The 12,017-nt window shown below is 54.5% G+C and carries 11 protein-coding genes and 3 pseudogenes; 6 read left to right on the forward strand and 8 right to left on the reverse strand.

Features of this window, described 5'->3' with window-relative positions; genetic code table 11:
* Positions 1 to 390: 390 nt before the first annotated feature.
* On the reverse strand, positions 391 to 600 hold the full coding sequence (locus tag KVO92_RS22855) for a co-regulatory protein PtrA N-terminal domain-containing protein (RefSeq protein WP_046164453.1): 210 nt from the start codon (positions 598 to 600) through the stop codon (positions 391 to 393).
* A 412-nt stretch (positions 601 to 1,012) separates the two neighbouring features.
* On the opposite strand from KVO92_RS22855, the gene KVO92_RS14245 reads away from it, so the two are divergent.
* Positions 1,013 to 1,693 carry a heavy metal response regulator transcription factor gene (locus tag KVO92_RS14245; protein ID WP_046164454.1) on the forward strand — a complete coding sequence of 227 codons (681 nt, stop codon included), beginning with the start codon at positions 1,013 to 1,015 and terminating at the stop codon, positions 1,691 to 1,693.
* A 65-nt stretch (positions 1,694 to 1,758) separates the two neighbouring features.
* On the opposite strand, the pseudogene tcmP reads toward KVO92_RS14245, so the two are convergent.
* A pseudogene (gene tcmP / locus KVO92_RS14250) lies at positions 1,759 to 2,472 on the reverse strand (three-Cys-motif partner protein TcmP); the annotation flags it as partial.
* A gap of 339 nt (positions 2,473 to 2,811) precedes the next feature.
* Between tcmP and KVO92_RS14255 the strand changes: the two are divergent.
* Positions 2,812 to 2,968: pseudogene (locus tag KVO92_RS14255) on the forward strand (DUF4113 domain-containing protein); the annotation flags it as partial.
* A gap of 521 nt (positions 2,969 to 3,489) precedes the next feature.
* On the opposite strand, the gene KVO92_RS22665 reads toward KVO92_RS14255, so the two are convergent.
* The 4 genes from KVO92_RS22665 to KVO92_RS14270 form a co-directional block, all read right to left on the reverse strand.
* Positions 3,490 to 3,771, reverse strand: a complete 282-nt coding sequence (locus KVO92_RS22665) for a hypothetical protein (protein WP_003298752.1) — start codon at positions 3,769 to 3,771, stop codon at positions 3,490 to 3,492.
* A gap of 340 nt (positions 3,772 to 4,111) precedes the next feature.
* Positions 4,112 to 4,345: a hypothetical protein gene (locus KVO92_RS14260; RefSeq protein ID WP_003298751.1), complete on the reverse strand. Its 234-nt coding sequence runs from the start codon at positions 4,343 to 4,345 to the stop codon at positions 4,112 to 4,114.
* A gap of 128 nt (positions 4,346 to 4,473) precedes the next feature.
* Positions 4,474 to 4,932, reverse strand: coding sequence for an antitoxin Xre-like helix-turn-helix domain-containing protein (locus KVO92_RS14265; protein ID WP_226930359.1), 459 nt, complete (start codon positions 4,930 to 4,932; stop codon positions 4,474 to 4,476).
* A gap of 181 nt (positions 4,933 to 5,113) precedes the next feature.
* Positions 5,114 to 5,560, reverse strand: a complete 447-nt coding sequence (locus KVO92_RS14270) for a hypothetical protein (protein WP_003298997.1) — start codon at positions 5,558 to 5,560, stop codon at positions 5,114 to 5,116.
* Positions 5,561 to 5,664: 104 nt separating this feature from the next.
* Between KVO92_RS14270 and KVO92_RS14275 the strand changes: the two genes are divergently transcribed.
* The 3 genes from KVO92_RS14275 (at position 5,665) to hrpB (ending at position 9,387) form a co-directional block, all read left to right on the forward strand.
* On the forward strand, positions 5,665 to 5,955 hold the full coding sequence (locus KVO92_RS14275) for a helix-turn-helix domain-containing protein (protein WP_003298996.1): 291 nt from the start codon (positions 5,665 to 5,667) through the stop codon (positions 5,953 to 5,955).
* Positions 5,956 to 6,121: 166 nt separating this feature from the next.
* The gene (locus KVO92_RS14280) at positions 6,122 to 6,706 is read left to right on the forward strand and encodes a DUF6088 family protein (protein ID WP_036998750.1); all 585 of its coding nucleotides are present in this window, start codon (positions 6,122 to 6,124) and stop codon (positions 6,704 to 6,706) included.
* A 158-nt stretch (positions 6,707 to 6,864) separates the two neighbouring features.
* Positions 6,865 to 9,387 (forward strand): ATP-dependent helicase HrpB, encoded by a 2,523-nt coding sequence (hrpB, locus tag KVO92_RS14285; protein WP_102853264.1) that lies wholly within the window; start codon positions 6,865 to 6,867, stop codon positions 9,385 to 9,387.
* A gap of 57 nt (positions 9,388 to 9,444) precedes the next feature.
* On the opposite strand, the gene KVO92_RS14290 is transcribed toward hrpB, so the two are convergent.
* Positions 9,445 to 9,600: a hypothetical protein gene (locus tag KVO92_RS14290; RefSeq protein WP_177429592.1), complete on the reverse strand. Its 156-nt coding sequence runs from the start codon at positions 9,598 to 9,600 to the stop codon at positions 9,445 to 9,447.
* 86 nt (positions 9,601 to 9,686) lie between these two features.
* On the opposite strand from KVO92_RS14290, the pseudogene KVO92_RS14295 reads away from it, so the two are divergent.
* A pseudogene (locus KVO92_RS14295) lies at positions 9,687 to 10,374 on the forward strand (ATP-dependent helicase C-terminal domain-containing protein); the annotation flags it as partial.
* A 207-nt stretch (positions 10,375 to 10,581) separates the two neighbouring features.
* Here the strand turns inward: KVO92_RS14295 and KVO92_RS14300 are convergent.
* Entirely contained in the window at positions 10,582 to 12,015 is a 1,434-nt protein-coding gene (locus KVO92_RS14300; RefSeq protein WP_100549884.1) for a tyrosine-type recombinase/integrase, read from the reverse strand.
* Positions 12,016 to 12,017 lie beyond the last annotated feature (2 nt).

Genomic DNA, 12,017 nt, shown 5'->3' on the forward strand with positions numbered 1-12,017 from the left:
ATTACATTTTTGTAAGCTTAAAACGCATCAAAAGCGATCAAGAAATCACCTGACCACGTCGATTTCTGTATGGAGGCTGCGCAATAGCTTTACCTTGGGACGGAACTTTTGATTTATTTGAAGGATGTGGCTGCAATGATGCTCATTGAAAGTCGAACATCAGAAATCTAATAGCGGCTGCCTTCCAATCACTATATTTCGACCACGCTTCTATTGTTTCCAATTTATGTCGCATAGTTGGCGATGCCGCTTAAAAATGTGAGCGGCTAATACGACTTCGCTAGTTCTTCCAACTGAGGCTGCAAGTGGCAACACCATGGCAGCTACAACGTTCGTAGAAGCTGCCATAGTTACCAGAGCCGCATGGTTAAATTTGCATAAGGCTTCGCATTAGCAGTTAGCGTGAGCGTGCTTCGTTGAAGCTGCCTTTGAGACTACCTCCTGAGATTGGTCCTTCTTGTCAGCCTGATAACTAGCGATCGCTAGCTGGCGAGCCTGCTCCAGACGAGCAAAGGTACGATCACCACCACCCTCTGCCATCGCATAGGTAGAGCTTGCCGCGATGGCGAGCAGTACGGAAAGAAATCTGAAAAGTTTCATCGCTTGTTACCTCGTTGAAAGACATGAACTACCCAGCACCGCTCTAAGCAGAGTCTTGGGCTAGGGCTTGTGTCTAAGCTAACCGAGCGTTCCTGTCAGATCCCTGATCTAGACATTACGGTTTCGTCAGTAATGCAGGCAAGCAGTTAGCGAAAGCGAAAGCGTGTATGCGCTTTTCGTTCTGACAATAGGCCTTGTTTCCTGCCGGCAAAAAAAAGGCGCCATCTAGGCGCCGATAGGCCAAAGGAGCATGGAAAAGGCCAAAAAGCAGAGTGTGGGAGCAACTGCTGATGTAGACGTTAGCGCTACAAGCTGTCAGACAGATGATGCGGGCATTACGTTTCTGTAAGGTACTGGCTGCAAGATCTGAGAGTCGGCACACTGTGATCTCAATGCAGGCGGAGTACTTTCAATGAAGCTTCTTGTTGCTGAAGATGAGCCGAAAACGGGCACCTACCTACAGCAGGGGCTCACTGAGGCGGGCTTCACTGTCGATCGGGTTCTGAATGGGACCGATGCTGCTCAGCATGCGCTTAATGCGGCATACGACCTGCTCATCTTAGATGTGATGATGCCTGGTTTGGATGGGTGGCAGGTTTTACAGAAAGTCCGCGCGGCCGGTAATGAGGTCCCCGTGCTTTTCCTCACCGCCAGAGATGGGGTACAGGATCGCGTAAAGGGGTTGGAGCTGGGCGCTGATGATTATCTTATCAAGCCGTTTGCATTCTCCGAATTGCTCGCCAGGATCCGTACGTTGCTTCGCCGCGGCAACCATGCTCCCAACCAAACGATACTCAAGCTCCTCGACCTTGAGATGGATCTGCTGAGACGTCGGGTTACGCGCTCGGGGAAACGCATAGACCTAACCGCCAAGGAATTCGCACTTCTTGAGCTATTGCTTAGGCGTCGCGGGGAAGTCCTGTCCAAATCGCTCATTGCCTCCCAGGTATGGGACATGAACTTCGATAGCGACACCAATGTGATCGAGGTGGCGGTACGGCGGCTGAGAGCGAAAATTGATGATGAATTCGAGCCGAAGCTCATACAAACAGCTCGTGGGATGGGCTATTTGATCGACGCGCCAGACGCCTAGAGTGTAATAGCAGCTATCTTCTCTCGATGGGCCAACTACTCTACCTGGTCTGTCCCGGGCCGAGCCTAGCCTTCTGAGTTATACTTATTCAGTGGCGGCAGGAAGAAGATGGGTCGCTGCGGGGGCGCTATCAAAATGTCAGTAGATTTGATGCTTGTGCCCTTGCGGCGCTTAGTTTTGCCATCTTTGCCGATCGCCAGCAGATCACCGGTCGCGACAGCCATACCGAGCGCCTGCTTTACACGAAGCTCGTCAGCCATGGTGTAATTGGTCAATCCACTCATCAGGCCCAGAAAAGGTTGCCGTTCAACCTCGTAGACCTGCTTAGGCAAGAGCTCTGAAAGCTCGCCACGGATGCGGTCATCCGTGGCATCGTCGAAGTGGTGCTCATCCAGCAGCAAATCGTGCTGACCTGTCACGGCGATATCCCGATTGGCGTCGTAACCAAAAAAGCTGGAAGGCGACAGCATATGGGAAAAGTTGTTGCCGTATTTCCAGTGGATCTTCTTCATCACATCATTAGCGCGGTAGTTGTTCGCCAGATGGATAAACCAATAGGCCATCGGGTTGCTGCCGGCCGGACGAATGAAGAAGACGGTCATGTACTGGGCACCGCTTTCCTGCTTGATCCCCTCGGACAGATGGCGTTGGATCAGGTATTGCCAGTTTCGCGGCTGATGGGCCTTCAGCTGTTTAAGCATGTCCCATGGCACATGCTGATCCAAGCCGATATTTGCAATGGCTTTCCGGTTCGCTTGGCGGTCGGCTAGATACGTAACTGTTGCCGCCGATGATTTTTTGACCCGGGTGCCGACGCTATGCAGACCCAACCCAGCAGTCTTAAAAGTTGAAATGCAACAGCGAGTTCAGCGTTCGAAACTGGGGCAATGAAATACCGGCATGTGGGTCAAAAATGCATCGGCAGCAACAGATACAGTATTTTTGAAGCCGTCATCATGAGTTTGACACCGCTCGGCCCGCTGCGCGCGTCCATCCAGCGGCTGCCCCTGTTCCTGAGTCCGATCGCCTCTGGCTTCCCCTCGCCGGCCGAGGATCACATCGAGGTCACCCTGTCTCTGGACGACCCGTGCGTCGCTACACCGCCAGTGACTGCCGAGCGGGTGATGGGCGTGATGGATGCGATCAATGCGCGATGGGGACGGGGAACCATGCGATCTGCAGGGGTGCCGGTGAAACCGGACTGAGGGCATGCGGCGGGAGATGATGAGCCCGAGCAATACGACGCGGATTGATCAGTTATGGACGGTAACGTAAGCGCTTGAGGCAGCCTACCCTGGAAGAAACAGGTATAAGCCAAGAGCTGCCCGAGTGCGAATTGATTCGCTCTAGTTGATTCAGGCGTTCATTGCCCCAGAGCAGTCAGCGAGATTGGCCTGACTGGCGACTGTTTCAGTTCTATGATGAAACCTGCCTGATATCCAACACGACCCAGACTTCATACCCTTTCTCTCGAGCCGCTTTCTCGGCCTCGAGTTGGGCAGCGAGTGTACTGATGGAGCGGGAGCTGTGCTCGAAGCGGAATGGCGAGCCACCGTTCTTGCGCACGCTCAATTCAACGAGTGTGAAGGTGGAGTGCTGTTTGGGTATTGGCTGCTTCGATTTCGAAGGAGCGGGGTCTAGGCCAAGTGCGCGCCGCATCTCGGCTTCAATGAGTTTTGCGTCAGTCAAGCGAGATCCCTAGAGCGATTGCGGGTGACGCCATTGTAGCGAGGAGTGGTGCTGACATGGCCTGAGTTCGATGCTGGCGAGCCAACAACCTCATCTCTGCGATATGGCTACGAATCACCAAAGTAGTCATCACAGGCGACTAGTCCGAATGGGCGTTCCTCGCAGGGCTGCTCATCGCTGAACAGATTCTGCGTGCGGCGCTCCTGCTTCAAAAACGCTAGCGCCGCGAAAAAGCAACTTTCGCATAGATTGACTCGATAGCGCTCGCCATCATGCCCTGCGCCATAGCCCCAGAGCGCCTGGAGCGTCCCGAACTGCTCGCCGTATCCCGGCACCCTCGTACTGGTAGCGCATACATCGCAAATGGTGTCTTTATGGGGCTCTGTCATCGGGCAGTTCTCGTGTTCGTATTAAAGAGGGCGGCGGGGGGGCACTGCACAACGGAGTGCCTTTTGCCAATTTGCAAGCGCCGCTGCGTCAGCTCAAGCATGGTCTGGTGCACCATGCCAGCGGTGGATGTGGCAGGTCTTCGACAACTGAACTGGGCTATCGAAGGGAGGATTCAAAAGCAACTGCGCTGATAAACTTATCGACAGTTGCAGATGCAGAAATCAGCAATCCGACTGGGTCAATTTCCCATCAGCGCCAACACTTCAAGCTGTCCATCGACGACCTGTGCCATGATTGGAAATGCGACGAGTGTCTGGAGATGCGGTTGGCTTTGGTTTGTCAAGGTTGTCCCCTGCACGTTTCTTGCGTTGCCGGCGGCGACCACTCCATTCCCTCTTCGAGGATCGGATGGCTTTCGCTCACGACGATCAACGGTTTGTTCCGATTCTCCAGCGCGAACATGGCGATGGAGCCTCCGGCGTCCGCCACCGGCACCGCCCCCTGTGGCTCAAGCCTGCCAACCCAGACATATTGCCGGGTCTCCAAACATGCAAGGTAATACGAAATACCCATGTTTCCTCCGAATTCGAATCAAGTCTTTTGCTGCGCCAATCCGGAACGGGAGGCGGTACTGCCGCAATCATCAAAGGCAGCATGACACGCTCACACGACAACTATCCTGACGCGGCGGGGTTCCTCTTTCACTGATCAGCACTTGCTTTGTTGCTGACCACCGTTTGCATTCGACCTATCCCCTCTTGGTTAAGCTCACCAGCCCTACAAAGGGCGTCAATCCCCTTGTAAGTCTCGAACAGGGACATGAGGTCGCCCTGCGCCATGATTTCCAACGGTTTACGGCCATTAAAGAAATCGTTGTGGTTTTCCTTGCCCGCAAAACCGTAGACGTTCTCAGGGTTATCAAAGACCAGTCGCAAGCTGGCGTGGCAGTTCAATACGATGCTGGCCCGCTCCAGTTGATCGAAGTCGAGTTCCACGCCCTTGCCCTGCTGAGCATGGGAAATGCTGCTGCGCGAGACACGAAGAATACTGCACACCTGCTCAGTAGTAGACTTCCATTTCTCTAGGATTCTCAGTGCCGTTCGGAGAATCACGCTGCCCTGATCCTTTGAGAATGCAAGGGTTTTGGATGCTGCATGCATGGTGGTAGCTCCTGTATCTACGCAACATGGCGGTCGAGTCAGGTCATGCGCAACGGGGGGAAGTATTTCGCTAAACCGTGACCGCCTGTTTCGAAGTAGGCTGGAAATTGGTCACGTTGTTAGCGAAATGAGTGGTCATGCGTTAGCGAAAAGGCCGGTCACGATGGGCCGAAATACGCACCTAGCCTCGCAGATGCAATGCCGCAGAGAAGATCACGTGGGTACTCATCCGAGTATCGAGAGGCTGACTCGCTGAGGTTGAGTACGTGCGATCGCCTTCCACTCTGTACTGATGCCCAAGCACATTACCTTGAGCGTCTCGAATGGAGCTAATCTCCAGCAATGGCTCCATCATCCAACGACCAGCCTTGTTCATGTGCCCTGGATTCACAAGATACGCCTGCTCCAGCCAGGCGTGCTCAGTCTGCGCAGCTATGACCTGTTCCAGCAATGGAACCGACGGGACCATTAGCATGCTTCGAAAGGCCTCGTTTCCATCGTCCTCAACGATCTGCAAATAGAACCAGAGCCAGGTCACCTCTAGCTCGACATATGACCAGAACTGGACGCCATCTGGCGCTGTTGAGAGTCCGGGGAGCAGCTCCGCATTTCGGCTGGTCTTGAACACGCGGCAATCACCTAATGAGAATTGTGTTTGATTGGTGCACAATATATTTTGTAGTCATATATTGTTCAATCGCGCTTCATCTTTCCATTTTGCGGAGCAGCAAAATGGAAGTCCGGGATTCGTTCGGGAAAGCGTTGAGATTCGTGCGGCACCGTAGGGGGCTGGCGCAGGAAGATTTCTCGCTCGTTAGCAGCCGTACCTTCGTCAGCATGCTGGAGCGCGGGGCAACGAGCCCGACTCTCGAAAAGCTCGATAGCCTCTGCACGGTGCTCGACACTCATCCGGTCACCCTCTTGGCCCTGACCTACTTGCTTGGATCCGAAGCTCCTGAAAGTTTTGAGCAGCTCCTGGAGAAGGTTGGTGAGGAGTTGAGAGCTCTAGTCGAACCTGACTGATTACTCAGCGAGGCTGTGTGAGGGACCGGTTCCGTGGCCGCACAGTGAGTGTTGACCTTGCTGTCCCTCTGTGCCCTGTGGCTGGCCTGGAGGTCCCGTTTTTGGCAGGGCTTATAGTTTTTGTGGGCGTCAGAAAATATGTGGATTCTGACTTTTTGGGGCTCATATGTCCGTCGCACAAGCTATTTTAAATCGAGTCAAGCACATGCCAAAGGGGAGGCCCTTTGCCGGCGCGGTGTTCGCGCAGATCGGTTCCCGTGCGTCGATTGATAAAGCGCTTTCTAGGCTGGTGCAATCAGGCACGCTGGAGCGAGTAGCTCGCGGTGTCTACATGCGCCCCAAAATGAGCAAGTACACCGGCAGGGTGGTGCGCCCGAGTCCGCTGGCTGTCATGGAGGTCATCACGAAGGCGAGCGGCGAGACGATCCAGATACACGGCGCGGAGGCTGTTCGGAGGTTGGGCCTCAGCACACAGATGCAGGTGTTGCCGACCTTTTACACCAGCGGATCTACTCGCGAGATCAAGGTTGGCAATGCGGTGGTTCGCCTCCGCCACGTATCCAAGGATCGCTTGCAGCACGCCGGCACGACGGTAGGTGTGGCGCTTACTGCTCTCTACTACATCGGGAAAGAAGGGCTGTCCGCTAATGTGGTTTCCAAGATTGTTAGAGCGCTGAGCGGCGAAGAGCTGATGAAGCTCCGGGCCTGCAAGATGCCGGCATGGATGCGGTCGACATTGAGCCTTGTGTGAGCGTACGTGGATGCGACTTGCGTACTCGATCACTCGGCCTCGATGGTGATGATGTGTGTGGCGATCAGACCTTCCAGCACTTTTCACAAGAAAGGAGCCATTCGCTCTGATATGCGTGATCATCTCTGTCAGTCCTCCTTGTGTACTGTAAAATTCGTATGAGCTTTCTCCCTATCGACGTTGCTCTGCCTGCCCTTCGCTCAGCATTGGCAGAGCGAAATGAAGCTGTCCTTGAAGCTCCTCCAGGAGCGGGTAAGACAACCCGAGTTCCCCTCGCTCTATTGAATGAGGCATGGCTTGGAACCCAAACCATCTTGATGCTCGAGCCGAGGCGTCTTGCTGCTCGAGCTGCGGCTGAGCGTCTAGCTAGCGAATTGGGTGAGAGAGTAGGTGAAACCATCGGGTACCGGATTCGCTTGGAAAGCAAAGTCGGTCCGAAAACCCGAGTTGAAGTCGTCACCGAGGGCATCCTGTCCCGTCGTTTACAAGAGGATCCTGCCCTCGACGGTGTTGGGGTTGTCATCTTCGATGAATACCATCTTCGTACGCTCGACGCAGATTTAGCCTTAGCACTTTGCCTTAACGGCCGTGAGCTTCTGAGGGACGAAAGCCAACCTCTTAAGATCCTTCTCATGTCTGCAACGCTTGAGGGGGATCGCCTTTCTAAGCTCCTGAACGACGCTCCAATAGTGACGAGCGACGGTCGTATGTTCCCGGTCACCACGTATTGGGGGAGACCTTATCAACTCGGTGAGTTCGTCGAGCCACGCGTGATTCAGATCTGCCTGCAGGCCCTATCTGAACAAAGCGGGAGCATCCTTGTATTCCTTCCCGGTCAGGCTGAAATACGCCGGGTTAACGAGCAGTTGAAAGATCAACTGAAGGGCCAAGAGAACATTATGCTTTGTCCGCTCCATGGCGAACTTGACCTATCGTCCCAGCGAGCTGCTATCGAACCCGCGCCACAAGGCAAACGCAAAGTGGTGCTTGCCACCAACATAGCCGAAACAAGCTTAACCATCGACGGCGTTCGCGTCGTAGTGGACGCTGGACTGGCCCGCGTGCCGCGCTTTGACCCTGTCAGTGGTATGACTCGCCTGGATACGCAACGTGTTTCTCGAGCGGCAGCTACGCAACGTGCTGGCCGCGCAGGACGCCTCGAACCAGGTGTTTGCTATCGACTCTGGTCGGAATCGCAACATGACCAGCTTGCTGCATACGACGCTGCCGAAATTTTGCAGGCAGACCTATCTGGACTCGCGCTGCAGCTAGCACGATGGGGCGTGCAGCCTGACGATTTGGCTTGGTTAGATTCGCCTCCTGTAGCAGCTTATGCGCAAGCTCGTGACCTGCTCATCCGGCTAGGAGCATTAGATGAGCGTGGTGTTATTACTGCCCATGGCCAAGCTATGGCTGAGTTACCTGCACATCCTCGAATCGCGCATCTGTTGCTCCGTGGCCAAGCATTCGGACTTGGTAACCTCGCCTGTGACATCGCGGCGCTGCTTGGAGAAAAGGATATCCTCCGCGGTACCGGCGCCGACCTTCATGATCGTATTAGTGTATTGGGTAATGAAGCGTCCTCACGCGCTAGTCGAGGGGCTGTTCAACGAACCCGTCAGCTAGCGAGACAGTTCAGGGGATATCTACGCGGTCCGGTATCTGAGCCTGTGGCAGACCCTGATCATCCACGGTGGCAAGGGGGGCTCTTGGCCTTCGCTTATCCCGACCGAGTTGCTCGTCAGCGACGCGATGGTGGAGCTGAGTACCGATTGGCAAATGGTCGTGCCGCTCAGTTTGGCGAGCCTGACGCACTGATGAAAGAACCTTGGCTAGTCATTGCAGATCTTGGGAGCAGACAAGGTCAGAGAGAGGAGCGCATCTACATTGCCGCAGCACTTGATCCCCAGCTATTCGACACTCTGCTTGCCGAGCAGGTAAGCCAGCGTGATGAACTCGAGTGGGATGAACGCGAAGGTGTATTGAAAGCCGAGCGTCAGCAGCGTGTGGGTGAGCTGGTACTGAGTCGAGCGGCCATTCCTGGGCTTGATGAAGAGGCTCGTTCTAAGGCCTTGGTCGGCCTCGTACGTCGCAAGGGCATGGAGCTGCTACCGTGGACACCGGATCTTCGTCAGTGGCAGGCACGAGTGTCTCTTCTTCGTGGTCTGGATCTCGAGCAAAAGGGTGAAAGTGAGTGGCCTGATCTGTCAGATACCGCACTCCTGAGCTCACTTGAAGAGTGGCTGGGACCGTATCTGGATAAAGTCAGCCGACTCAGTCATTTCGCCGACTTGGATCTCCGAAGCATCCTTTTTGGTTTACTGCCTTGGCCGTTACCTGCACGCCTCGATGAACTTGCCCCCAAAGCGCTGCAGGTGCCTTCTGGCTCGCGCATTGCGATTGATTACTCAGAACACCCACCCGTGCTTGCTGTGAGGCTACAGGAGCTGTTTGGCCTGGCTGACACTCCACGTGTAGCAGGAGGCCGTCAGGGGGTGCTACTGCATCTACTGTCTCCAGCCCGCAGACCCGTACAGGTTACTCAAGATCTCGCCAGCTTTTGGGCCAACACTTACATTGAAGTAAAGAAAGATCTAAAGGGTCGATACCCCAAACACTGGTGGCCTGATAACCCTATGGAAGCAGAACCAACCGCTAGGAGTAAGCCTAGAAAGCAATGACTGCCGCCCGAGCGAAGCCAAGAAAAATCTAGAGATCGAGATAAGAAGCGACCAAGTTTACGTGGCGCGTGCCTTGGCAATTTCAAAGTCTTCATTACGAAACTTCTTGAGCTTTGCAAGCTTTGTTGCGTACTCGGCAACAGGCATTCCTGCCTTCAAGTCGTTCAGAAGTTTCTCTTGGCTTTGGTCAAAGACTTCAATCGCCTTGATCATGTAAACCGAGGAAACCGTAGTGTGATAGTTCGATACCTTCTCGAAGGCTAGGTGAATGTAGCGCTCTACAGAGTCAGGACAACCCCCTGGCCCTGTTGGCCGGTGACGACAAGGCCGCGCGCGGCGCTCGTGGCGGCGTGCAGCGCGCCCGCCAGCTGGCGCGGCAGTTCCGCTCCTAGCTGCGCGGCCCGGCCAGCGAGCCGGTGGCCGATCCGGATTACCCGCGCTGGCTCGGCTGCCTGCTGGCCTTCGCCTACCCGGACCGCATCGCCCAGCAACGCCGCGCGGGCGGTGCCGATTACCGCCTGGCCAACGGCAGCGCGGCGACCTTTGGCGAGCCGGATGCGTTGATGAAACAGCCCTGGCTGGTGATCGCCGACCTCGGCAGTCGCCAGGGCCAGCGCGAGGAGCGCATCTACCTCGCCGCCGACCTCGACCCGGCGCTGTTCGAGGGGCCGCTGGCCGAACTGGCGCCGCGTACGCTGGAAGTGCCGTCCGGTTCCCGTATCCGCCTGGACTACAGCGACGAGATGCCGGTACTCGCCGTGCGCCTGCAGGAGCTGTTCGGCCTGGCCGATACCCCGCGCATCGCCAACGGTCGCCAGGCGTCAAGCTGCACCTGCTGTGCAGGTCACCCAGGACCTGGCGAGCTTCTGGCGCAATACCTACGCGGAAGTGAAGAAAGATTTACGAGGTAGGTACCCCAAGCATTACTGGCCTGAGGATCCACTTGTGGCCGAGGCTACTGCAAGAGCTAAGCCGAGAAAGCCATAGGTATTGCCTTAATGTTAATGCTGGTGAATTAAAAAAGTAAGTTACTTTGTTGGGTACTGCAAGCAAAAGATTAGAAATAGAACAACTGGCTCATGCTAGGCTGCGTGCGATTCTAGAAATTTATACCATCCTTCAACGCTCCGATTAGACCTTACGAAAAGCGCAACCGTGCATGACAGAACTGGCGTAGATCCCACGGCCCGCCCCTCATGTGCGAGTGAGTGAAGACTCCCGCTGGCGAGCAATCTCAAAGTCCTTATTCGCCATCTTCTGCAGCACTTTGAGTCGCTGAATGTACTCGGTGACCGGCATACCTTCTTCAAGGAGGGCGAGCAATTCGTTCTCCTCTGAGAAGTACTTGTCCATCGCCATGACCAGGTGAACTGAACTTACTGTTTCCGTGTATCCAGCCAAATCGCGGAAGGCCAAGTTGATGTAGTACTCGGCCGATTGTGATGTGAGATGACCTGTCCAACTGATTACCTCAGCCAGGAATGTCTGGCTATCAAGTAGCGCACGCCGGAAGTCGTCTTCATTGGTGAGTTGGTGGCGTTTGATGAAGCGAATGAAGAGATTGGTGATGAAGGCATGACGGAACATGTGCGCGCAGACTTGGGACTCGATGCCGGCTACTTTGCGCAGATGATTGATCTCGTTTGATATTGCGCCGCTTGTGAGCGGGCGACCCGTTGTCGCAGAGACGAAGAAATACCCATGATCTTTTACGCCTTTGTACACAGTGCGCATGATTTTGCGTCGCTCCACTTCTATGTACTGTTTGAGTTTTTTTAGCGCAGTAGAAAAGACGGGAACGTAGCGCTCGGCTCCCTCGGCCTGTTTGAGCGTGTCCAGGCGTAGTACGGGATGTTCCATTTCCAATGCTCTCAGTACATCATCCACCTTAAGGTTTGCAACTTCGGTGCGCCTTCCACCTGTATCGCTGAAAAGTTCAATCATGCAGGCACGTCTTACCTTCACAAACGCAGGGCTCTTATCCTTCCGGATGGCGGCTTTCAGTTGCTGAATCTGCTCTTTCGTGATCGGGTTTCTGCGGTGTTCTCTGTGCGACTCTCCGAACGAGTGATGCGTCAAGTAAGTCCGATAGATATTTCTCCCATTTCGGGACGCGGCGACATACTTTTCCTCCCTGGCCCGTATTGACCCTTCAGGAGAAACAAAGTTAGGAATGCCATATAATCGGCCAACGAAGCCTAGAAAATCTAGCCAAACTTTTCCCGTGGCAACTACTGAGGTCTCCGATTTCTTTGTTACCGCCGGATTGAAACTCGAGGTCTCCTTTCGAATCTCATCAATGTAATCAGTAAACTTTCCATCTTGCAGGGTGATGGGGTCGAGACTATCTCGATAGCACTTTCGTAGCAGTTGACTCAATTTTGAGGCGTACTCTCCCATTGATCCGCCTTTCTGTCCCTTTCGCGATAGCCCTTGCTTTCCACGTCCCTTGCGACTCAACAGGGATTGCATATACAGGTTGCCAATTAAACAGGGCGAACCGTTTGGCCAGATCATAAACGGCATGTTAGTGGCATCACGGGTACTCAAGCGGTCGACCGAAAAGTGGCTGAATGTCTTGAATTCGCCCAAGAGGCTGTAAAGCTTACGGGTTAATCGACTATTCATGC

It is taken from the genome of Stutzerimonas stutzeri (genome assembly GCF_019090095.1).
Classification (GTDB): Bacteria; Pseudomonadota; Gammaproteobacteria; order Pseudomonadales; family Pseudomonadaceae; genus Stutzerimonas; species Stutzerimonas stutzeri_AN.